Here is a 24328-nt window from a genome sequence, read left to right on the forward strand (position 1 = left end):
TCTTGCCCAAGAATGACCCATCTGCACTACTTAAGAAGGTACATAAATTCTCTTCAGCGGAATCAAAGCTTGCTTATCTACAGGCATCTTATCGTACCATTCATTGATTAACTGAACTATTCCAGCTAAATCTAACAACTTGACTCCATTTTGCTGTGCCGAAGATCTTGCCGCGGCCGTAAATCCTCCAGTAGATACGAACAAGCAGCTAGCACCATGTGGATTTGCACCAATCAATTGTTGTACTTCAGGCCCTCCACTTGCGGCATGCCTGTGCTTTACTTGCACTTTGATTATTGGATTTTCAAAACCAAAAGCATCACGATGTGCCAGTACATCCACACCGCCGTCTGGACCTTTTGGACTCACTGTAACTTGGTATCCCATGGCTTGAAGTAAGCCTGCAATTAATTCTTGCATTTGCCAAGGATCGAGTTTATCAACTAAGTCCTCAATCATTGTCCTCGCCTGCTCTATGAACGATTCCGTATCATATTCATTAGCTCCATCAACCTGATCTATCTCTGGCTGGACAGGTGCCCCCGCCAATAAGCCTAGTAACTCTTGACCCCAATCATCAACACGGAAGACCGTTAATATACCCCCTAAAGAATTCTTTGCTCCCTGTGAGAGTAGATCGCGGGATATTCTTTTATGATCCCAGGCTACAGAAATTACATTAGGATAATAGGAATCAATTAAATCCGGACGATACTCAGGGGCTCTAGTAACCGTGCCCAACAGATATTCTCTTGTTTCTTTGGAATATGTAATTATTTTATCATTTACTTCAATCTCACTATAAAAGCGCCAGACTTGACTAGCCCAAGAAAGCCTTGTACCAGGTTTATTATCCGAATATACAATATGAGCTTTTTCAACAAGTTTTTCTTTAGTTTGGTACGATCTAGGGTTCCCTATTGCTGCCCATCCAATAGAAGCTACTTGTTTACTTTGCCATTGTGGTATCAGTTCATTGTTATCTCCAGCTCGCACCATCCACCATTTCATCATATGCATGATCTCCTTTCTAGGCTATTCGAAAATACTCGCCATCACTTCAGTCTCCACATCCAGCTTACGGCTGGATACGACAATAGAAGAAGCTAATTCCTGTTTTTCGCTTAGAATTCGATGGACGATCTGTTCAACCGTTCCCGATTTGAGTATATTGTCTTGATCGGTAACGATTGGATAATACACTTGCACGGGTCTTTCCTGTCCAATTCGGTACACACGATCGGTTGCTTGATTCTCAACAGCAGGATTCCACCAACGTGTATAGTGAATTACATGGTTTGCTGAAGTAATCGTGAGCCCCGTGCCTGCCGCTTTCGGAGACAAAATCATAACATCAAAACCAGGTTTTCTATTAAATTGGTCAACTACGCTTTGTCGACGTTCTGTCATACCGTTAATAATTGCCGGGTTAATATCGAACTGTTCGCGGATCGCATCTCTAAGGAGTTCCTGCATTTGACGCAATTCAGTAAATACGAGTACCTTTTCCCCTTTTTGCTGCACCTCTTTTATGATCTGCATTGTCTTATCCAGCTTCGGTACCGAATAAACCGGTAACGTCTTATACTGCTCCAATACTAATCCGGGGTGAGAACACAGTTCGCGCAGCAGCTGAATGGCTTGAAGGCCGCTCATTTTTTTATTTTTCACTTGAGATACAACTTCGGAATAGAGCTGTTTCTGCTCTTCACCCAATAGTACAGGCACTTCCATTGAAGTTTTCGAAGGGAGCTGTCCCGCCAATTCTTCGGACTTTGTCCTGCGTTTATAAACCATGGATATACGAGCAAGCAACCGTTGTTCGGTAATCTGGTCCCTCTCATCCGCTTCGAGCTTATCAATAAACTCCTTCTTAAAGTCGCTTAAGCTTCCTAACAGACCTGGTTGTACATAATCCAAAATAGACCATAATTCACTTAATCCATTTTCAACAGGTGTACCGGTAAGTGCCAGCCTGAACTTTGTATTCATCGCTTTAATGACTTTGCTCGCTGCAGTTGATGGATTTTTAATCGCCTGCGCTTCATCGCAAATAATGGATTGCCATTCTATCTGTCCGAATGCCAATTGATCTCTTACCAAAGTTTGATAGGTGGTAAGAGTAATACCGGTCTTTTTCAATACTTCCGGGTCCTTTACTCGTGAACTTCCCCCATGAACATAAATCTCTTTTGCCAGTGGTTTGGCAAACTTCTCGATTTCTCCGACCCAGTTTTCAATTAGCGTCTTAGGCACCACGACTAATGTTGGAGTCAACTTTCCGATTTGATGAAGATATGCTAGCAAAGAAACAACCTGAATCGTTTTTCCCAAGCCCATATCGTCAGCAAGCAGAGCTCCAAGATTACGATAATGCAGTGATTTCATCCAAACATATCCGTCCTGCTGGAAGGGTTTTAAGGTTGCTTCGAATATAGCCGGAGGCACTTTATCCAGCACGCCCTGGTCAACCATTTCCTGCCGCGCAGTTAAAATCGGCTGATTGAATTCCAATTGTCCGATATTCTCGAATATTTCTAGAACATAAGGGAGCTTAGTTACATCAATTCGAGACTCGTTACCCAGCGTTTGTCGCAACCGTTCAGCAGCTTCTGAGAAGGAACCGGTATTGGAGGGGATTTTAATCCATTGTCCATCCACTTGGAAATACTCATTTTCCGAAGCCGATGATCCTAATAAAGATTGAAAATCTTCGGAAGAATAGGATTGTTGAATCTCACCTTCACCGTCTACTATGGAAATCCCTGTCTCCAATTCAAACCAGCCGCGCCCTTTATCCGAAGCATGCACATACGGCTGTGCTTTGTACACTCGTATACCTAACGCTTTAACACGCTCTCCAAAAAGAGATAGATCAAGCCCTTCGACATCAGGAAGATAAGCTTCTGGATTCTCGGCAAAGCGCGGTATATCTTGTCCCTTGATAGGATCTATATTTCGAATTTCTTTGGCCTTCTTTATAATCTCTGGAGAAACGAATATTTTCCCGTGCTTAGGATCGCTGGCATACGCAAAACTTCCAGCGCTCATCTTTTCTAACAACTCTGCTGGGACTTCATCACCAGACAGATAGAGTGGATTTAAATCAATCTGTTCTCCGCTGTAATTGATCGTGATATCGAAGCCGTCTGCAAATTTATAATCTTGCTTTTCTAGATAGGCATCCATTGGAATATTCAACCGTCTAGCAGTAGAGCGTATCTCTGCCACGTACTGGAAAATGCGCTCTTTGTCCATCGCGGCGGGCGCTTGGTTGATTAATTGTTGAAGATGGTATTGTTCCGGTTGCATGAGAAGCCAATTACGGTCAGGAAGTCTTAACCATGGGCCACTTGATTGCGCCGTCCTTTCAAGATGCTCCCATCCCTCATATTGCTTTTTTAATACAAATTGAAAATGCGATGAACCTACAGCTCCTTCATGTCCTAAGATAAGATCGAGCTGTACAGGTTCAGTAACCTCCAATAGCTCCCTAATCTCTTTAGGAGCCTCGATCAGCTTCTCGTAAGGAAGCATATATCCTTGTTCAACTTCAACTAACCATTCCTCGAACCACATCGTTTCGATTAGTTCAAGCGTCTCAAGCGCTGGTTGCTGTCTTAGCTCTGCAACTGTCATATTAACAGGCAACGAAATTTGTTCGCTTTCTTGCCCACGAAAAATTCGAATCATGAGACCCTGCGCATGTTTTTCGAAAACCCACTGTACCGGGACATATGCAGATTGCTTGTTCTTGCTAGATATGCGATTAAACCAATTCATGTTATTTCTCACTCCGAATAATCATAGTAGCCATCCAAATATTCTTGCATGTGGTGAGTGAATTTTGCAGTCCATGTTTCATACGGACCTATATGACGGAGTCTATTAATAAATAAAGACTCTCCATTTCTAATCTTATCTGTAATTTTTAGTAGACTTTCTTTCACTCTGGTACTTTTTCCAGCAAATTCAGTACCTGTAGTTTGACTTAATATAAATCGATCAAATCCACGCTTATGATAAAAGTAAGAGGCACCCATATCGCCAAACTCAACTACAACAAACTCATTGAAATAAATAAAAGCAACTTTAGGATCATTCCTGCCTTTTAGTTGCACGACATTGCTAATGTAGTGAAAATATTTCTTCCAATACTCAAAACGGCGGTTAGTATCCCCTTCGAAGAATTTTTTTAATTCTATTTCAAGAAGCCATCTGTTTACTTCGTTAAAGGCTGATTCAGAGAGAAACGCCCAATCCGCCATTCTCTCTCTTGGGTCATGCAGCCGGATAATAGCCTGTTCCAATATTTTGGGATGAAAGTGTTCGTGGTCTCTGGCTTCAAGATAAATCTTAATTATATTCTGATATTGATGCATCGGATAGCGATCAAGCAACTGGCAGATAAATGACTCACCATCACGCCGAATCACGTCATCCTTTTTAAGGCACTCACGAAGCATCTGATACATAATAAAATCTTCAATCGGCGACTCCGACTTAATTTTTATCGTCTTTAATAATTGCTCTGTCTTCATATTTCCATCCATAAATAGATGAACTAATCCATGAGCAACGCCAGATTTATTGGTTAATGCATCTGTCAACCTCTTAATCATCGCATCATTATTTATACTTAAAAAATCAAATCGCTCGACAGCAAAAAATCTTCTAAGCAAATCATGAACGAATATATTTTGATAGTCGTGCTGGAATATTCCCCAAACATAATTTCCAATCATTGAATTATAGCGATGACTGATCAGCAAGTTTATTTTTTTCTGCGTATCATTGGATTCCGTATTATGCGGGAATTGATAAAGGAGAACCATAATGTCTGTTTTTTTCAACTGTAGTGCCAATGCTTCGATTTCAGCTTCTGGTGTCCGGCGAATTAACTCCAACAGTTTTGGCAATCTCATTCCGCTAATCTGCGATGCGGTAAGCAAGTCGATATCTTCATAACGCTTCTGCACTTGTTTTCTTGCCTCGGACAACTTTTTAGGAGTAAAGGTGAAGTTAAAAATATAAGTATTATTGTCCATCTTTCACCATCAGCCCCTGAAGCTTCTCCAATAATTGCTCGTCCTTGAGACGAAACTTAAATTCAACTCGCCTCGATTTATCAAGATCCATTTTACCTTTATCGTCTAAAATTGGAACACTGAAGGACCTTCCGTTTGCAGTCACAACGGTTTTTAACTCCTCCTGATATTTGAATTTTGGAAATGAAGGATTAAATACCTGTTGTACAACGGACAATGCCCGATCTTGAGAGAGCTTCAGGTTATACAAATATCCTCCATCACTATCCGTATGCCCCTCCACAATGATTTGGGCAATTTCATCGCGAAATTGATCAGATAATAAGATATCTATGTATCTTGGAATAAATTGAATAAGGTATTCATTTCCGTTGGCAGAGACTGTACTGCTTTTCTTATCAAAAAACACACCACCAGAAAAACGAATGGCTCCCGTCTGCTGATCAATTTGCAAATCCAGGTTGGAGTCTTTGAAAGCAGCAACCAACTCTTGAATAATTTTGGACTTGACGCCAATAACGTCCTCTATTAGTTTATTCTTTTGACTTATCGCATCCTCTTTCTGCTTTATGGCTTCTGCCGTTTTCTCCATGGCTTCTTTCTGCTGCTCATAAGCATTCTGAGTATCATACATTGTCACCATGATAACTAATGCAAAAATAATTAGCAGTGCCGACATAAGATCCGTATATGAAATCCAGGAGCTCTCCTTCTCTTCCTCATGCGCAGTTATTGAATGGCGTTTTAAATTACGAAAGCCTCGTGCCACCGCATATCTTCCTTTCTCTACATATTAGACGCGGCACGTTTGGCCTGCTTATTAATCTCCGTAACAGATAACTTAAGTTCCTGAATGACCTCCGGCAATTCGACTAATCCTTCACGCATAGAATCTACGCCTTTTGCCAATAGGTTTACGGATTTCGTTAGCTCTTCGTCAAATTGCTCAAACGTCCTCATAACTCCGCGGTGCATATCATCTGCGAACTGATTCATAGAAGTACCTAGCTGTTTGTTCATTTTCGTCATAACATCGCTGTTCTCTTCCCACACAGTGGTCATTATTTGAACACGTTCGTCCATCGACTCTACTTGCCCAACAAGATCCTCTTGAATATGCTCAACTAATTGGTCCACTCGTGTACGTTCGTCTATCGTTTGCTCCAGCAAGTTGCTGACCCCGGCCTGCAGTTCAGTAAACAATGAAGCATTATTTTCAAATCGGACAACCAATTGACCCAGCTCTATACCTGATTGCTTTGCTAGTGTTGCCTGTTCTGAGAGAGCTGATACCAGCAATTGCTGGCTTTCTGACATATCGGTCATCCTACGCAAGTTCTGTTCCAGATGAGATTGAACTTCGGCTTGTAGGTTAGATTGGGAGACGATTGTTTCAACATTTAATTGCAATCGACCCATGTGATCATCAAAATGATTATGGAATACATTTCGTTCTACAATCATTCGATCAAGAAGATCCGTCACAGCAATTTGAAGCTCACTATTCTTCGAAGTAGTTTCATTAAGCTGAGAAACCGTGCCTTCTAGCACTTTTTGATAATCCGTAATATTTTCCGTATAATGATGGATTTCTTCTGTTAGAACAGTCGTTTTCTCCACCATCTCAGATTGATGCTTGGCAGACTGCTGCATCGAATCGACCAATGCACTCATCTCTTCATGAACACGCTTCTGCCATTCGACGGTCGCTTGAAGTGCCTCACCTAGGTTTTTCATGTGCTCGCCCGTAATTTCATTTAAGGAGCTCATTACTTCAGCGGTGAGCTGTTTTACACCATCCATTTGATTGGCACTGGCGTTCGTAATCAACTCCCCCATTAACACCTGTGTTTGCTCTAAAGGAGGAAGAATTGACTGACTAAGTGCATCAGTAAAACCTGTCATCATTTGCGGAATTAATTGTTCGGACATAAAAACCTGGAAATCCTGCATGTGCTTCTCTTGATTTTGGAGCATACGAAACAGAACGGTGCTCTCTTCCTGAGTTGGAAACGCTTCGTCCATGTTTTGTCGTATGTTATGAAAAGTGTCTTGGAGTATTGGAAGGAACTTCTTTTTGTCAAAATACTGCCATAATCCTGACGAAGCTATTCCTGCCATAGAAGACATAAATTTAACTGTCATGCCGCTAAGGAGCAATCCTATACCACTTTTCATGGCCGCAGAATCTCCATTTGGATCTAAGCCCGATACGCCTGATGCAATCCCAAGAAATGTACCAAAAATGCCCATTGCAAGAAATAGTCCTGGAATTAAATCCGCAAGTTTGCGCCTGCCATACTTTTGAATAAAATTCTCCTCATGAAAGTAATCGTACACGTCCGGAGTAATACTTACACCATTACGCTGATAGTCCATAAACTTTTTATAAAAGGTTCGCCAGCTAGGCTCCACGGATTTCACGATGTATTCGTTATCTTGTTCCTTAATCCAATCATCCATGCTATTGAATCGATCTATCAAGCTTTCTACACTTTTTAACTTTTCTACTTGAGCTGTAATAGTCTCTGATGCAACTTTAGCCTTACTGTATTTGGGATAGATTTTATAATAGTGAACACCACCAAATACCAACATTCCTGCAATATATGCAGCGTAAAAATACCAAGTTGTAAAGAACGACACAAAACCCATTCCATTCATTCCCCCGTAATGAAAATTATCCCTTCCTTGTCTTTCGACGCAGTATTAACTAATTCCTTTTTCCTATACTTTTGTCAGATAATTAAAAAGGTGCACATGACTGCGCACCTACAAGCGATTTTTTATTACATCGTATTTATCTCAATTGTATTTAATGATGACGAGATGTCATTTAATTTATCACAGACATCACTTAGCGAATCATACAATCCATTGCCTTTTATACCATCTAGTTTATCGCAAACATCAGAAATTGAATTATAAAGACCATTTCCCTTTAATTCTTAAGCACATTAATAGAATATACACTTTACGAAGGCAAAAATAAATACCTAAAATTCCAAAAACTCCGCTTCGTTATTAAGCCACTCCCGCTCTTCCCGCTTTAAATATTTCTTGATCGTAGCCATCATCTTTAGAGGATACGGCAATGCCGAAGTCGATTCAAATGTGATACATAATTCCCTTAAGCTATGGACCATCCATGCCAAACGATTCCGTTCCTCAACTTCCATTTCGCCCAATGGCATATACTCCACAACACGAGGCTGCTGGAACGCGACGCTTGGGTTATACAGTTTGGTCATGATTTTAGCCAATCCCTTTTGAGTTTTAGCCTTTGCACCAACACCATAATAAAGACCGCTAGTACCGTCGGAATAAACGCCAGTTGAGAATGACATCGGTTCAAATCCATAAGCTGGTACTTCATCCGTCGAGTTGATTCTTATAAACGTTATGCCATTGTCTAATTCAATCCATGGAGACAGCGGCGGATTGTAATTCGAATTTATTTTCCCGTTTTGCATTCCCACTAGACCTTTGGAACGTAAATCCGCCGCGACAAGAACTATGATCTCTCGTCCTTGTAACCTTTCCTTCCGTAGTTGTTCATCAAACCATCTAGCTACCTCTAATTTCCCTTGTTCATTTAATTTGGGGATAGGATCAAAAGCTTCACATTCAAATACGACTTGTTGTAATGAACGCCATTCATCCATCCCCCTGCCTTTAACATACAACGCTCCATATTCAAGCTTTGTCAGAACAGGATATATTCCTCTATCCAATTGAATAATGTCATATGCAAGAACAGGTCTTTCCTCCCCAAGAGTAGCGGCCGTCTTTAATTCTACAATTCCCGCATCTCCCAATAAATCCAATATTGCATTAAATACTCGATGCTTGTAATTCGATTCATCTGATTTATTTCGCTTAGACTTCTTTTCTGAATCAGAAGAATATATAAATTGTGTTAGCCTTCCCGCCCTTCGAAAACCTTCTCGAACCGCTTGCTTCGGATCTTTTCCCTTGTCCCATTTATCTTTACGTAGAATCTCAATTAGCGACAGTGTAATTTCTTCTGATTCGATTGGCCTTTTCAGATTTTGAGCGATCTTTCTTGCTCGATGCTCATAAGCAAGGTTACCATGCTGTTCCTGCTCCAAAGAGTCAACATAATCTAAACGATCGCATTTCTTTATAATTAAATTGTTAGCTGAAGGAGAATTAAGCTTGAATTGACCAGAATCATCTTCGTGAACAATATGAAGCCCATTATATTTTTTCTCTCTTAAAGCCACTATAACTTCATCAAATAACTGCTGAGGTCCCCAAACCTCGAGAACAAGATCCTTCTCATGAGAACAAAGCAAGGCTGGAGGGTAGGCAACTTTAAGCTGCTTCTTTTGGGATCGGACTGGTTTTGATACCAATGACAATGAATCTAGTGAGCTCCATTCTTGAAGCTCATACCTTACCATTTCATAGAATCTCATTTTCTCTTCGATGCTAATTCCAGACTCCAACCAAAGGGGATCAAATAGTCGTGTGTTATGTACGATTAGTACATGGGGATTCTGATTTTCACCATAATTCTCGGGATCAGTCAGAATATCTTCCGATTGAAAAGATTTGCCCCATAGCACATCAAAAAACAATTGATCCAGTCCTGTGGACCACCGTGTATATGGCGCCTCATTACCATCTCGCCGAAAGGATAAGCTGGCATATGAGCGAATATCAGCTTCTCCTCTCCTATAGAATGGGTTATCCAATGAAACCAGAATTGTACTGTTAATTCCCCCTTTAATGTAACGTGTATCTTGAGGCTCCGTTACAAAACGCCGTATTCCAGAGGACACCAATAATAAATGACGATCTCCTTCACCGCCGCGCGTTTTTAGACGAAATCGTACGACATAAGAAAATGTCCCTGAACTGATTGTAATCGGCCTAGACATACACTCCGCATGACCCGATGCGTACACTTGTGAAAATTGCAACGGAATCGGCGTATCGTTCACATTCAGATTTAAAATTTTATCTGTCTGACAGAAACGATGTGCTACAACAGCCGGAAAGAGAGAATAGATCAATCGATTATCACGTTCCAATGCTTCTCCTATGGATTTTTCTTTCCACTGTACAGAAGAGGTATCGATTTCTGCCGTTAATTGAATCGCATTGTTTTTTGCAATTTGCAGAAACCACCCCTGTGCTATGGCTATTATTAAATCAACAGGAATTGGTTTAGTTGCTATAATCCAAGGCTTGGCACTATCCAAATAAAACTGATGGTTGATCCAAACGATATGCGGGAAAATACTTTGCAGTTTAATACCCAGCGGCTTTACCTTGATCGCTAACCCCTTATCTCTTTTGATCTCATCCCTTTGAAATTGAAGAATGAATGCCTTCCACACTGAAGGCATTTCTAGCTGATAAATCATTTCATTTTCCCATTTTGATAGATCCGTATCAAAGGCATAAAGCTGCAACCTAGTATTTTTTGATCTACTCATCATCTTCCTCCGTTTCTAACGCCTTTTGAATGCTTGTGATAAATGGACCATACAAACTCTGAAATGCAGGATCTTTTTCATGTTCCACCATGATTTTTAGCCAGTAGTCCATCATCGATTCACCGTCCGTAGTCCTCATAGGCTGAGCCATGAATTTTCCATCGCAATAAAACACTCTTGCATTTGTGCCGTTGCGTAATAAACGTCCTATCGTTTGCCAGATGGGAACAAAAGTATACCAGGCTATAATTTTTCTTTCATAAGGTTTAAGCGTTGTCCAATAATCTGGTTTACTATATAAGCGATGGAGCTTGCCATTACTATCTTTACGGATTAATGTTAATGCTTTTTGATAAGAATGTCCCTCTTTCCCGATTCTTCCAGATATCCCTGACAATCCAGCGTGCAAAAGCTGAATTAAATAAGTCATGTCATGAGGGATAGGGTACGGTCGAACCATAAAGAAAACGGATCCAAATAACGAAGACTTATTTTTATCCAAAATATTGTACCCTCGGCTTATCGCCTGCAATGGTGCAATTAATACATCCGCTGTCTCTTGAGAAAAACGTTCCAGTTCTGCTCTTGAATACTCAGCTTCATTGAGAGAATCAGGATTTCTGCTTAACTGCCTAAATCTTTTACTCCACGACGGCATTGTCGCCAACATACCTGCTACATCAGCAACATCATCGTATGAATTAACAATTAATAGAATTCTTCGCGGCGTTCCGGTTGCTTTCCACTCCAATAATTCATTTTCAATTTTTGGGATCAGCTTAGTAGTCAATAAACGTAGATTACGACTTCGATTATCTTCTTCTTCTCCTGAAACAGTAATAGGTTTGTCTGAACCTTTCACGTAGACAGGATAAAATTCCTGATGAATAATAGGATGCTTTCGATTTGATTTCAACAGCCAGCCCGGAGCCGCTTCAATGTTATAATGGGCCGATCCAGGCGCCACGCTTGTTCCAGATAATAATACGACTGCCGGCCCTTTGTTTCCATCAATACTTTCATAGATATGATTCCATTCATGCAATAGCAACCTGCCAACTCCCGTGTATTGCACTGCTTTAAATCTCCCTGTTTTTGTTCCAGGCTTAACATCATAAATGTAACCCGTCATTACTCCGGTCATCGCTTCTTTGAGAATAGGAGTAAAATCTCGCCGGATCGAATATACACCTTCGAAATCTGTTAAAGCACCAATCTTGGTCTGTACCAACAAGTACATATCTAAAAAGGTTTTAATTCCGAAATCCGCGTATGCCAAATAAATGTAGAACTCCAACCAATCGATTGGGAATTTATATCTACCCAGAGGCTGCAAAAGACCTCCAAGTTTTCTTACGATTCGATTTAATTTACTTCTCCTTTCCTCCTCCGAATTGGCTTCCAGCAGCCCTTCTGCTTCATTAGTAAGATCATGTTCTAGAGGATTCTCCGCAAAAGTATGCAATACACTTTGAATCCGAATTTGATCTTCATCATTATCACTAAAAGCTCGACTAATACGATAAGCTTCTGTAGACAAGCGGATCATTTTACGATGCAAATGAAGAGCAAATTCAGGGGATCTATGCAGCTTTCGATAAATACCTTTGCGAATAGTCCTCTCCAATCGATTAAGCATATCGATCCATTCCTGTATCACCATGTCTCCTGCAAATCTTTCATAATGACCAACCGTTTTCTGAAGAGACTCTAGAAGAACCTTCTCAAATAGATGTTTTGTATCACCGAATAAATTGACCTCTGAGAGAAAGAAATCGTCAAACTGTTTTTGCACTTCATCCGCTTCATCTACGAAGATAATATCCAATAAGTCATACATTGCCTCGTAAATCGTACGTTCCTGCGGATCCAACATAACTGGCAACTTAGTTCTGAGTATGCTGGCTGAAGTCGTTACCCATACTTGGGCATCTATTAAATTCGAGTAGTCCTGATAAACACCGCACTGCGAAGCATACGGACACAAACATGGTTCTTTACTCGATTGTTTTATCTTCTTGCACGGATAATCAGTCGTTTGAGATTCATCTCCAGTTAATGCACGTATTATGCAAAAGTCAGATACATGCTTTAATTCAAGCTGAGAATCGTCCCCCCAATCTGAAACATCGTTCACCATATGATGTCTCGCCAATAAAAAATCGTTTCGGTGTTTCTTCCTGTTTGATTTCCCAATGACAGGAACAGCTGTAACACCTAACTCTCTTAATTCTCGGATTCGATTTAAGACATGAGGCACACTATTTTCAATAAAACCTATTTTGGCACCTTCCTGCACTAATCGAACGGTTTCCATCAGCATCAACGTAGACTTACCCGTACCTAAACCACCTGCTATATGCTGAGTACCTTGGTACTTCATTGTTTGATTATCAGGCTCAGTTAGACATTGAAGCTGAATTCCGCCGCTGCTTCTTTCAGCCCACTCTGAACCTGCCGATGCTTCATTAAAATCAATGCGCGGCTTAACAAACCCGCTATCCAATCGAAGTTGAAATTCCTTTTTAGCTCGATAACGCGGAAACTGCGGCATTTGCTTTGGGATAGTTGGAATTGTCCCCGTATATTGTATGGATTCCTGATCTTGATTAAATGTGTTGTAATAGAATTCTTTTGCCTCAGCAAAACGAAGCTCTCGCTTCTTAAAATCAGGCTGCCGTTTTAAAATTCCCTCAAACCAGCTGTTTCGATTAGCAAATAGCACGGGAGTTTGACGAATCCAGTTATCATCGTTAACCTGGAACAGTCGATAATCTAACGGTAACTGTTGATACTGTACATATAAGTTATTCCAGACCCTTCTTGATGCTACAGAGCGAAATAATACCCGCATTCGATGGGCTACTTCCTTATTGGCATACGGGGGGAGAACAGGCGCATCGTAACCTACCATGATACTCCATCCCTCGCTAATTGGCATCTTTTCATCAATTAGGAGACACCCAGTAACAAACAATTCAACGGTAAATATCGTTTCAATATCTGATCTATTCAATGCGGAGGGTTTAAGATGTGAATGAAAATCCTCGAAAAAATCAACGTGCATAACTCTCATCATCCAGCCTCCTCTTCCAATAGACCGAGTATCTCTCGTTCATTGACTATACGGATATTTCGAGCATATGGCTTAAGGGAATTCACTACCATGTGAGCATAACCAGGATAGAGCTTACTCCGGTACTTTGGAATTACAACGTATACATGCTCCTTTAGATATTTCGCTAATTGATGAACCTCCATACGATTAAAGTAGCTGGCCAAAATTAAAGGATTTTTAAAATCTTTCATATCGAGATAAACAGTACGAGTTGATAGTTTTATTTCTAAATCGTATTGATCGACATTAGGAAACAGGGCTACATCGTATCCCTTACTAACCAAATAATCTCTGGCTCCAACTTCAGCCCTACCAGGAAGCATAGTATACCTATAAACTCCTGGCCTCAACCGGAAAAGCTTATTCATCGTCGACCACTTATTTAATTGATCACGATTATGGAGCGTACCGCATAAATCCTCTGTCCCGCATCTCCATTGATTATTTTTATATTCCAACGTCCAGCCGCACCGGGGGCAGCACCGATACCGATCGGAATCGCTAGTTATCTCTTCATAACATTTATTTAACATATCAATTAAATTGGGATCCTGCAGCAACTGACCGAATGATATCAATTGTATAGCCGTGACAACTGGATTAGTTATTATGTATGTCCGAATCATTCGATACTTCTCTTCCAGCGGGGAATCAGCATTACGGCAATATTGTAGAATAGCCAGAACTTCTTGGGCCTGTGCTTCTTCAGGAGAAACGTACATCATCAGGAAATCTTTTGCCGAGGATGATACCCCAAGGTACTGCGTTAAGAGTGAAGTATCCATCGGATAGTCCTCTATTTCTGAGACTCCCCATTCGCATACTGGCTTTTGTAACAGAGCTATTAAAGATGGAATATCTACTGGTACAGGTTGACCTTCCAACAACAAAGCCTTTGCCAAAAGCAAATGTCCTTTATGCAATGAATCAGAAATTTCATGTTTGGTTTGATCCAATTGCTCCAGCCCAACAATGAGGTGATACAAGCACTCTCTTAGATCGGCCATACGTGTTCACCAACCTTTTGCATAAAATTAGATTTAGCTGATGTGAGTTTATACCGCCGAAGTCCCTAACTCCCTTAGAAGATACTCCAAAACAACCACCCCGCCCGCCTTGTGCAAAGGCTCATTCTGCCGCTCGCACTGAAACAACTGAATGCATGACGGACAGCCTTCCGTACAGACGCAGCTGCTCATCAATTGCTTGGCCTTCTCCAGCAGTACCAGAAATTTCTCCGCCGCGATATCAACAATTCCTGAACCTCCGCCAGCCTGACTGTCATATATAAACAGCCCAGGCATGCCAAACAATGCGGAACCGGAGTAGAAGGAGACATGCTGAACATCAGAACGACTGCATTTTACTACGGCAGGAATAACGGATGAAATAGCGTGCTCTGCCGCATGAATGCTCCCTTCGATTAATTCCTCAAGCGAAGATCCATTATCCGCCTGCATCATCTTGAACAGACTCCTTAACTCGCTCCTCCCCGGTTCATCCCACATTAGCCATAAAGCATCCGTTTGAAAGGAAACCGGATACGTATTCGTTAACTGTACCGTTTCCGAAGGCTTGGAGCTGTGCATATACACCTTTTTATAGCCGAAGGTGCTTCTCTTAACCAGGATATGCCCCAAGCACATATTCAGCCGTTCGCCTCCGCCGACCGTCTTCGTCACTTGAGCAACCTCAATGCTGTCGCGAATAATGCCGCGTGTATGATAATCCGAGCGCACGGGCTCGGCACCCACTTTTCTTTGCTTGTTATTGACCCATCTCACCTTATAGAATGTGCGGTTATCAGATCCAAGAAATATGGCGTCCACATGATAATCCCTGATCAAGGAACGAGCGTCAACGTTTTGAAACAGAATCTCCTCATTCCAACCATTCTTGACCACAACCGTATATGTTTCCCCCATCGTCATCAAAGCCTGATATATAGGGGCTTCCCCTTGGTAGATCAGATTACCGTCCGATTGCTGCCATAGCCTCTCATCTGCTTCTGCCACTTTGCGCAATGCAGAGGATCGCACATAATTGACCGCGTTGTTAATCGCCCCACCTTGCTCATGCGCTGCATACGCTAGATGCTCCTGCAACAGCCGCGGGTTGCTAATGTGAATCGCTGCGGATTCTGGGGATTGCTGAAAAAACACAAGTGGATTTCGGGCAAAATATTGCTGCAACGGCTCCTCCTGCATGAGCATAATGACTACGCCGTCTCTGCTTCGACCCGCCCGCCCCGCCTGCTGCCAGAAGGAAGCTTGGGAACCCGGGTAACCGAGCATGATGCACACATCCAGACATGTAATGTCAATTCCTACTTCCAACGCATTCGTAGTCACAATGCCTAGGATTTCACCTTGCTCCAGCTGCTGAATCGTCCGTTCCTTCGTCTCCTGCGGCAAATAGGAATGATAGGGCAGAAACAAATCCTGACGATCATCGCTATCCATATCTCTATTTTCCTGTAGATGAGCTCTTATAATCATATTCAGGTCTCGGCTAAGGAGTTGTGCTTGCTGTCGATTGCTTGTAAAAATAATACTCCTAGGCCAACGCCCATTGGCGTATATAGTTCGCAGAATCTCATAAAGGTCCGATACGGCGGCCCTTTTCTTTTCCTGCTCAGCAAGTCCGGGGTTCCAAATTAGAACTTCCTTTCTTCGCACAGGCGCTTGACTACCGATCACCTCATAAAAACCTTGTATGCCGCGCTTACCCGTCAGCTCTTCCGCCAAATACTTAGGATTGGCAATCGTAGCCGAACAAGCGATGAATTGCACATTTCGATTGCCCAGTCTCTCACATAACATCCTTAGTCTGCGAATGACAAGCGACACCTTTGATCCTAATAGACCCGAATATTGATGCAACTCGTCGATCACGACAAATCGAAGATTTTTCAGAAAACGCAGCAGCTGAGGGCCTTTTCCTTGCCCGGTGCGCGCGTTCTGCAGAATCAAATGCAAATAGTGAACATTCGTCATCCAATAACGGCCTTGGGCGAAAACCAAGCTCGAAGCTTGGTCCCTTCTCATGTGATTTGGAACATTTCGCTGTCCTTGAAGAATGCCGGCAGCTAACTCTTTTCCATTAATACAAAATTTAGAGAAACCATCCATACTAACGGCGTCGGCTTGATCCGGGTCCACCCATCTTTTCAGATATGTAAATTGATTCAGTGCCAACGCCTTAAATGGCGATAGATAGAGTGCACAAGCGTCCGAATCGGAAACAAGCTTTTCGATAATAGGTACGTTATAAGCCAGCGACTTCCCCGATGCCGTTTTCGTGGAGATGACGACATTCCGCCCTTGCCGAACTGCTTGAATTGCCTCTCCTTGATGAGCGTACAGCTGCTCAATGCCCATTGCACGAAGCTTGTTTTTCATCCAATCAGCCATCGTGAGATTCTCGGCATAAGCGCCTTGCTCGGCAGCAATCTCATGCACATATACTTCGCTTCGAACGCGTTCACTCAGCTTCGACAGTTCCACCGATAGCTCCTCAGCAGAAAATGATTGCTGTACGGGAAACCTTCTGTCCGTCAAAAGTTCGGCTTCCTCAGACATCAGAATCTCATCCAAAACAGGGCTGTCATCATGCATGCAATATATACCGGCGGGACGGCCGCTTAGCCGCTCCGTTTCGCTGCTCCATACACTCCACTCAGAAATGCGAATCCCATTTGCCCGTTGGCGCACCTCTCTGCAGTACCCTTGCGGGTCGGCTTTATAGCTGATTTGCAGAAAATCCCCGTATGGTTTATTCCCTCCGCAGGTAGAACAGATGATTGGCATCCCTTATTCGTTCCCTTCTATTAGCAGCTTCAACAGTACTTTGGCTCCCGGCTTGAACAGATCCACATTGCCTTTCCCCGGCAACTGCACACAGCTCGGACAGCCTTCGTTGCATGGGCAGCTCTCGATGAGATGCAGCGCTTTGCACATGACTTTGGCATGATGATCGTAAATCGCTTCAATCGTTCCAAGGCCAGATCCGTTCTCTCCATAAAATCCGATAACCGGCCGGCCTGCGAATGCGGTCATTGCGCTTGCCGAAAATCCCGTAAAATCATTCGCATCGCAAATGATCATATCCGGAATGACCGATGTCATCGCATGCTGCGCGGCATGCAGAGACGCCTCGGCAAGTAGCTCAGCGGTTCTGATCTCGTCAGCCCACTCTGCCGTTTCGCCCTTCAAGCGGCTCCAAATCGTATCCGAAATGGCCAGCCAAGTTCCTTCCGGCGCAAAGCTGGTCGTATAGGGATGTTCCAGCTGTACTTGCTCGGAGTCGCTCTTTTGCCCAAAATAAATTTTCTTATAGCCAAACACATTCCGTCTAATCTCCAGCTCTCCATACAACAACTTGCTTTCATGTAGCTCCTGCACTCGTGTTGTCTGAAGAATATCAATGATATCCCGATATGTAGACTGGGTGTGGTAGGTCAGCTCTGAGACCGGCAGTAGAGTGATTTCTCCCTTTCTGCGATTGATGGAATCCACCTTGTAGGTCCGATCACCGGGAGTCCAATAAATGGCTCCTTCGTGAAAATCGCGAAAAGCGCTCCACTCATCCAAGCCGTCAACAACCGACTGGTTTTGCCCCCGAATCGTCACGCTGTAGCTCTTGCCGGACACCGAACGGAGACTGAATCTTTGATCGGCTGCGCCTTTATCCTCGGTTACGGCGGCTGCAGATACCTGCAGTACCGAACGAATGACCTCTTCGTGCATATCAGGAAACATGCCTTGTAAATCTTCTTCCGTTAAACGCCGGCCGATCTCATCCATAAGCAAAGGAAGATGAAGATTAAGCAGCTTAAGATTGGTTGGATTAATTCTCACAACCTCCGGTGCTTTGTTAATAAATTCATTCGGATTGCGCATGTAATATTGCTGCAGCGGATCGTCCTGCCAGATCAGAATAGCGACGCCCTCTCCTTTTCGGCCGACACGACCAATCTGCTGGGAAAAGGCTGCTTTCGAGCCCGGATAGCCAACAAGCAGCGCCAGACTTAAATCCCCGACATCGATTCCGACCTCCAAGGCATTCGTGCTAATGATGACGTGGATATCATGGGATTTGAGTCGTTCAATAATCCGTTTGCGAGTCTCGTTCGGTAAAATGCCCGTGTAAAACGCTGCGAGCTTCTCTCCTTCTACTCGATCCTTGGCCAACCGCAGCGGCTGCCTCAAGACATCCTTGATATAGCGAGTGAACACCATCGTCTGACTGCGGGAAGGTTGAAAAATAATGCTTTTGATCACCTTCTGATTCACCGTCATCGCTTGTTTGGCAATCGTAATCGCATCCGTAGACGGCGCGCGGCGGGCAAGCTCTCCGTCGGATAAACCAGGATTCCACAATATAATTTCCTTATGCTTATGAGCAGATCCATCTGTATCAATCAGTCGAAAACTGCCCAGGCCAGTGAGCTCTTCGGCAAGTTTTACTGGGTTATCAATCGTAGCCGAGCTGGCAATAACCTGAATAGGCTGTGTGTTTCCAAGCTCCCGACACACTTTGATCAATCGTCGCATGACCAGAGCCACGTGGCTGCCGAAGGTGCCTCGATACATATGCATTTCGTCGAGTACGATGAATCGCAGGCTGCGAAGGAAGCTACGAATATGCTGCCCGGTCGCATACTTCTGCTTCTGTACCTGTCCGAGGATGGAGTAGTGAAGCATATCCGGATTGGACATCCACACTTGAGCATTCGCCATGATCCGCTGCCGCGGACCGTTCTCCGTATCGCCATCCAATCGGCCAACATGGATGAATCGTTCACCCAGCTCAAGATGCGTCTCGAACCAGTCGTCAAGCGAGCCTGTCTCTGAAGATTGTTTAACACTAAATCGTTTGATTTGATCCAACTGATCGTTCGCCAACGCTTTTGTCGGGAACAGATACAGGGCTCGATCCTCGGAATGATGATAGAGATGACTTAGAATCGGCAAATTGTAAGACATGGTTTTCCCGGAGGAAGTGGACGTGACCAGCACGACATTCGCTCCTTCTTGAACAGCTTCAGCCGCTTGCGCTTGATGAATGTACAACTGCTTGATTCCCATTTGGTTAATTGCATCCTTTACCGGCTGCGGAATGAATGCCGGAATATCGGCGAATACAGCTTCTTTCGCGGGCAGCGTATGGATATGAACCTCCGCATTCTCTTCGGCGGCGAGCGTCTTCAGCTTCTCAAGCAATTCCTGTGCCGAAAACTCGCTGCTAGTCACACCCGGGATCCGGGTATCCTCGCACAATGGCGCTTCCTCTTTATCTAACGGAACCTCAGCTTGGCAATCTGGGCAATACGTTCCCTCTGTATGATTCAGATATGCTTCGCTAATAGGCGACCAATCCGAACACTTGATACCGCTTGGTTTGTACTCCAGATTTCGCTGCTCCCCTATCCCCCTAATTCTATGAGATATTTGAACGGCTTTTAGCATGCTTGAACATGCCGAACATTTCAGAAACGCCACGCTAACTCCCCCTCGTTTAATAATATTAATTAATATTATTAAACCATAGTGATAAGACAATAGGCTGTCATGGAATGTATGTTCGCAGGTAAAATTTTATATATTTATAATTTCGAAAGCATAGGTCGAAAGACCTTGTTGCAAGATAAAAAGAAAGACGACCAACGGAGATGGTCGCCTTTATGAGGACATTAAATTATATTTGAAAATAATGTTTGAAAAGCATTCTAAATCATCGAACAAATTTCATTCACATCATAGACTTGTAAGCCCAACTCTTCTGTCAAATAATTTAAGACCTTTTGTTTTTCTGCCGCTTTCTCTTCTTTTCCTTTTCCATAATCGCTATCTTCCGTAACGATTACTCCTCCCGAGTTAAGAGTAACCGCTACAAAGGTTTGATCGGTCTCCTCGTGGAAGCCCAATTCCAATAGTCTCTTTCGAACCTTCTGGTCAAGGTTTCCGTCCACATATTGAATTTGATTATTCGTTTGCATATGAACAAACCATTTTTGAAAGAGCGGGTCATCTTTCATATTATCGCGATACTCTTTCATTACAACATCCGAATAGTCTACTGGCAGCACCTGAGATTTTCGATTGTAGAATGTATTTAGAAACGTCAACAACGTCATCAGATCCTTCTCGATAAACCCCTTGACCAAAATATTCGTATCTACAACAATGATCGTCAATGACCCTGAATTATGGTTTTGATTTTCCATTGATTTTAGCAATCGCCTCGCTCAGCTTTAGACTTTCCGCGAAATCATCGGAGAAGAACGCATGAAATGCGTCAGGGATATGAGTAAACTCTCCTTTTTCGTTTATGTTCAGTTGATGTACAACGCTTTCGCTCTTTGTCTTCTCAATAAAATGAACGGCGACTTCGTTATTTGTAATACATTCGTCGCTGTTTTCTTCATTTAATGTCGTTTCCGCAATTCTTCTTCTCAGACGAAGCAGCAAATGCTCACTATGAGTCTCTACAATAAAGATCTTACCCGTGTCCCTCTGCATCTCAATCAACATGTCGGCAAGATCTGCTTGCGCTTTGGGATGTAGATGGATTTCCGGCTGCTCAATGAGCACAATTTGTTTTTTATTGATGTAACCCTGTACGATAATCGGAAGAATCTGCGATATGCCGAACCCGACATCCTTAATATTAACCTTGATATCAGAAGCAATATCCTTGAGAATTAGTTGAAAACCGAAATTATACGATTTCCATTCAAATCGGTAGCCGTACTTCTCAAGCCAGCGGTTTACTTTTATAGTCAAATCATCCGAGTTATCCTTTCGATCCAAATACAAAATCTTTAGCGCGTCTTCCCCATATCTTCCTACTTCAACGGGGTTCTCGCCTGCAAATTGATAGAATCGTTCCACTTCACTTCTTAACGGTCCTATATGAGAAAGGCTTTTAAAAACATCTATCAAAGTTTCACGGATAGAATCGGTTAACAGCTTGACAGGATGGTCTTTAAATTTCTCGTCTTTCAGCACGGGCAGAAAATTAAACCATTCTGTCTTAATATTAGCCTTCGTGATTTCATCAAAAACGTCTGACTGGTAGGTTCCAAGATTCAAATTTCGCGGGTTCCGTTTCAATGTCAATAAATTTTTTGATGTTGAATCCATCACTGAAAATCCTGAGATGAAATTCGTTTCCTTTGTCTTATTAAAGCCAAAACGAATTATAAAGCTGATCTCACTCGTATTTAAATTTTTCACTTTTTTCCCGATGCTGGACGAAAGATCAAGCTTACAATGAAGTTCAATAGGCTGATCGTGATTAGCTACGTGATTGTAGGCAACCTCTTCATAATTGCCCAAATCGACACCTCTCTTGTCCGCGAGGAAGGAGAAGGTTACAGGCACTTCAAGTGCCGGATTCTGCAAACTTTGCTTCAATAACAGCAATGAATTGAGTATACTCGTTTTGCCGGATGAATTCAGACCAAAGAGAAGTGTAATATCTTTGAAATCTATCCACTTTGAATCCTGAAACGCTTTAAATCTGACCAAACGCAGAGCTTTTAACATGTGGTGTTCACCCCGTTTCTTATATATTAATACATTATATCCTACGTTAATGCATGTAAACTTTACCCGACGCTGAATAATTCATTCTACCCCCAAAGCCTTAAACACAGCATCTTCAGCACTCTGGTAGAAAATAATATTAAAGCATCCGATCAATTCAGACGGAACCGTTCCAAGGTCAACAGCAGATGTAATCGGGATTAAAACTTTCTTTGCGCCGCTATCCAAACAAACCTGCAGCGTATTCGCAAGCTCCTCAACCTTCATGATTGTGCCACCAATACTCAAATCTCCAAGCACGACAACAGTGCTAAGTGTAGGTTTATTGAGAGCCACCGAACAAATTGCCACTACTGCCGGCAAGGTCAGATACTTAGTCATACCAATTCCATTCAAATCCTGGACGTGCATGAGATAGTCCTTAGTGGTCGTGCTAATGGATCCACTAATATTTCTGCCATTCGCTTTCAGATATCGGTACGCTGTATCCACAGCTTCCTTCGCTTCACGATCCGAACCTATCCCGGTTCTTTCAAACTTACCGGTTCCTGTGGTCATCTGCATTTCCAGCTTATAAACACCGATCATGCCCGACTTTCCATGTGCTATCGTATAAATGTGGCCAGGCTTGCCCATACCTTCCGGAATCAACTTGCCACCGCCTTGCTCTGGCACAGACACATACTCTTCACTAAAGGATTCGTGATCAATATAAGAAAAGTTTACATCATAGAACTCCATGCCGCCAATCTTTTTCAGCTGCTCCTTCACCCTACGCCGCATTTCCAGAGCAAACCTCAAAATCTCCTCTACGCTGTCTTTTGTATACTTTCCGTCTGGATGAATCAGCTTAATAAGTCCGGACACTGTTTTCTTAACTGCAATAACATCACGCTGATTCAGATTATTACCCAGTTTGTAGTATTTATCATAAGCATCGCCATAAGAAATCTTTCTTAACTCGCGCATGATCTCCGAGAAGTAGTCTGTGATAAACCCATAGTCATTGGTAAAATACTCAGGTCGATACTTAGGAATTTCCCAACCAGGAATATAGCAATGCATACGATCCAGAAAAGCTGAATCATTCGCCATTACATCAGGAAACGGATCGAACAGATGAGAAGTCTTCAATACAACGTCTACACTTTGATTAATATTCCCAACAAAGGTCATAGACGCATAAGCGTTCTTTTCTTCTTTGCCTCTTGCGAATGAACCAGATGCCATATAGTCCTTCATAATCTGAACACCATCATGATCCTTAAACCTGATTCCCGCTACTTCATCAAAGGCTACACAATCCCACATGCCGACCAGCCCAACAGTCTTGTTTGCCATATTATAGAAAAGGTTCGCAACTGTAGTTTGACCTCCAGAAACCAGAATACTATTAGGACTAATCTCCTTATAAATATGAGATTTACCTGTTCCTCTTGGCCCCAGTTCACAGAGATTATAATTATTCTCGATCATCGGAATCAATCTGGCCAGATGCAGCCATTTCACCCGTTTATTAAACTGAGATGGCTCCATCCCCGTACTTCTCAGAACAAGATCAATCCATTCTTCATCGCTGAAATGTGCTCTGGCAGCCTTAACCTCTTCGATATCAAGACTTGGCATCTGAATAGGTGTCAGCTTACGTATGATAAAGGGACTCCGGTTTTTATCTGCCTCATCATAAAAATATTCCATCTGAACGATGCACCAAATACCACCGCTAAGTAAACGTTCATATTCGGTAACATACCTCTCCGCAATGGGTACACCCTTAATCCCCAGATTGGAGAATTCAGCTTCATATATATCATCTTTTAAATTTAGCTTAACTGACAACCTATCAATGACCGTATAGCTGCCCCTCTCACGAAGCTTGGAGATGATCTTCTGCGCTTCATCCGGGCGCACATAATTTTCGGCCAGAATTTGCTTTACATTCATCACCCCGGCCTCAATCTCTTCTTCATCCATGGAAGAGCAGTACATCCCAAGCAGATATTCCAGCACATAGACTGGAACGTTAGCCCCCTCCTTGATCTTCTTGGTCAGGTCTTTTCTAACAATCTTACCCATGAAATAATTTTTCAATTTGTCAACCAACTCAGATCGGCTTTCCGTTCCCTGCTGATCGCCCATATG

General features: G+C 42.7%; 13 protein-coding genes. All 13 read right to left on the reverse strand.

Going from position 1 to position 24328, the window contains the following annotated elements:
• Window positions 1-30: 30 nt before the first annotated feature.
• A complete protein-coding gene (locus tag KP806_RS18385) occupies window positions 31-1014 on the reverse strand; it encodes a restriction endonuclease (protein ID WP_224725190.1) in 984 nt (327 codons plus the stop codon).
• 21 nt (window positions 1015-1035) lie between these two features.
• Window positions 1036-3783 (reverse strand): DEAD/DEAH box helicase, encoded by a 2748-nt coding sequence (locus KP806_RS18390; RefSeq protein WP_224725191.1) that lies wholly within the window; start codon window positions 3781-3783, stop codon window positions 1036-1038.
• Window positions 3784-3791: 8 nt separating this feature from the next.
• Window positions 3792-5048, reverse strand: coding sequence for an EH signature domain-containing protein (locus tag KP806_RS18395; protein ID WP_224725192.1), 1257 nt, complete (start codon window positions 5046-5048; stop codon window positions 3792-3794).
• The gene (locus tag KP806_RS18400) at window positions 5038-5817 is read right to left on the reverse strand and encodes an OmpA family protein (protein ID WP_224725193.1); all 780 of its coding nucleotides are present in this window, start codon (window positions 5815-5817) and stop codon (window positions 5038-5040) included. Before KP806_RS18400 ends, KP806_RS18395 begins: the two co-directional genes overlap by 11 nt.
• 17 nt (window positions 5818-5834) lie before the next feature.
• Window positions 5835-7703: a hypothetical protein gene (locus KP806_RS18405; protein ID WP_224725194.1), complete on the reverse strand. Its 1869-nt coding sequence runs from the start codon at window positions 7701-7703 to the stop codon at window positions 5835-5837.
• A 341-nt stretch (window positions 7704-8044) separates the two neighbouring features.
• A complete protein-coding gene (locus KP806_RS18410) occupies window positions 8045-10516 on the reverse strand; it encodes a pPIWI_RE module domain-containing protein (RefSeq protein WP_224725195.1) in 2472 nt (823 codons plus the stop codon).
• The gene (locus KP806_RS18415) at window positions 10509-13592 is read right to left on the reverse strand and encodes a pPIWI_RE_Z domain-containing protein (RefSeq protein ID WP_224725196.1); all 3084 of its coding nucleotides are present in this window, start codon (window positions 13590-13592) and stop codon (window positions 10509-10511) included. The genes KP806_RS18410 and KP806_RS18415 overlap by 8 nt, the downstream gene beginning before the upstream one ends.
• The gene (locus KP806_RS18420; RefSeq protein ID WP_224725197.1) at window positions 13592-14641 is read right to left on the reverse strand and encodes a restriction endonuclease-related protein; all 1050 of its coding nucleotides are present in this window, start codon (window positions 14639-14641) and stop codon (window positions 13592-13594) included. Before KP806_RS18420 ends, KP806_RS18415 begins: the two co-directional genes overlap by 1 nt.
• 48 nt (window positions 14642-14689) lie before the next feature.
• On the reverse strand, window positions 14690-17443 hold the full coding sequence (locus tag KP806_RS18425; RefSeq protein ID WP_224725198.1) for a DEAD/DEAH box helicase: 2754 nt from the start codon (window positions 17441-17443) through the stop codon (window positions 14690-14692).
• 3 nt (window positions 17444-17446) lie between these two features.
• Window positions 17447-19915, reverse strand: coding sequence for a DEAD/DEAH box helicase (locus KP806_RS18430; RefSeq protein WP_224725199.1), 2469 nt, complete (start codon window positions 19913-19915; stop codon window positions 17447-17449).
• Window positions 19916-20364: 449 nt separating this feature from the next.
• Window positions 20365-20862, reverse strand: coding sequence for a hypothetical protein (locus KP806_RS18435; RefSeq protein ID WP_224725200.1), 498 nt, complete (start codon window positions 20860-20862; stop codon window positions 20365-20367).
• Window positions 20843-22186, reverse strand: a complete 1344-nt coding sequence (locus tag KP806_RS18440; protein WP_224725201.1) for an AAA family ATPase — start codon at window positions 22184-22186, stop codon at window positions 20843-20845. The genes KP806_RS18435 and KP806_RS18440 overlap by 20 nt, the downstream gene beginning before the upstream one ends.
• An 81-nt stretch (window positions 22187-22267) precedes the next feature.
• Entirely contained in the window at window positions 22268-24325 is a 2058-nt protein-coding gene (gene brxL / locus KP806_RS18445; RefSeq protein ID WP_224725202.1) for a protease Lon-related BREX system protein BrxL, read from the reverse strand.
• Window positions 24326-24328: the final 3 nt, after the last annotated feature.

It is taken from the genome of Paenibacillus vietnamensis (assembly GCF_020169515.1).
Classification (GTDB): Bacteria; Bacillota; Bacilli; order Paenibacillales; family Paenibacillaceae; genus Pristimantibacillus; species Pristimantibacillus vietnamensis.

Coding starts and splice junctions, on each gene's coding strand:
- KP806_RS18385 (WP_224725190.1), bottom strand. CDS start 1,014: ATGATGAAATGGTGGATGGTGCGAGCTGGAGATAACAATGAACTGATA.
- KP806_RS18410 (WP_224725195.1), bottom strand. CDS start 10,516: ATGAGTAGATCAAAAAATACTAGGTTGCAGCTTTATGCCTTTGATACG.
- KP806_RS18420 (WP_224725197.1), bottom strand. CDS start 14,641: ATGGCCGATCTAAGAGAGTGCTTGTATCACCTCATTGTTGGGCTGGAG.
- KP806_RS18415 (WP_224725196.1), bottom strand. CDS start 13,592: ATGAGAGTTATGCACGTTGATTTTTTCGAGGATTTTCATTCACATCTT.
- KP806_RS18395 (WP_224725192.1), bottom strand. CDS start 5,048: ATGGACAATAATACTTATATTTTTAACTTCACCTTTACTCCTAAAAAG.
- KP806_RS18405 (WP_224725194.1), bottom strand. CDS start 7,703: ATGGGTTTTGTGTCGTTCTTTACAACTTGGTATTTTTACGCTGCATAT.
- KP806_RS18435 (WP_224725200.1), bottom strand. CDS start 20,862: ATGGAAAATCAAAACCATAATTCAGGGTCATTGACGATCATTGTTGTA.
- KP806_RS18425 (WP_224725198.1), bottom strand. CDS start 17,443: ATGCCAATCATCTGTTCTACCTGCGGAGGGAATAAACCATACGGGGAT.
- brxL (WP_224725202.1), bottom strand. CDS start 24,325: ATGGGCGATCAGCAGGGAACGGAAAGCCGATCTGAGTTGGTTGACAAA.
- KP806_RS18390 (WP_224725191.1), bottom strand. CDS start 3,783: ATGAATTGGTTTAATCGCATATCTAGCAAGAACAAGCAATCTGCATAT.
- KP806_RS18440 (WP_224725201.1), bottom strand. CDS start 22,186: ATGTTAAAAGCTCTGCGTTTGGTCAGATTTAAAGCGTTTCAGGATTCA.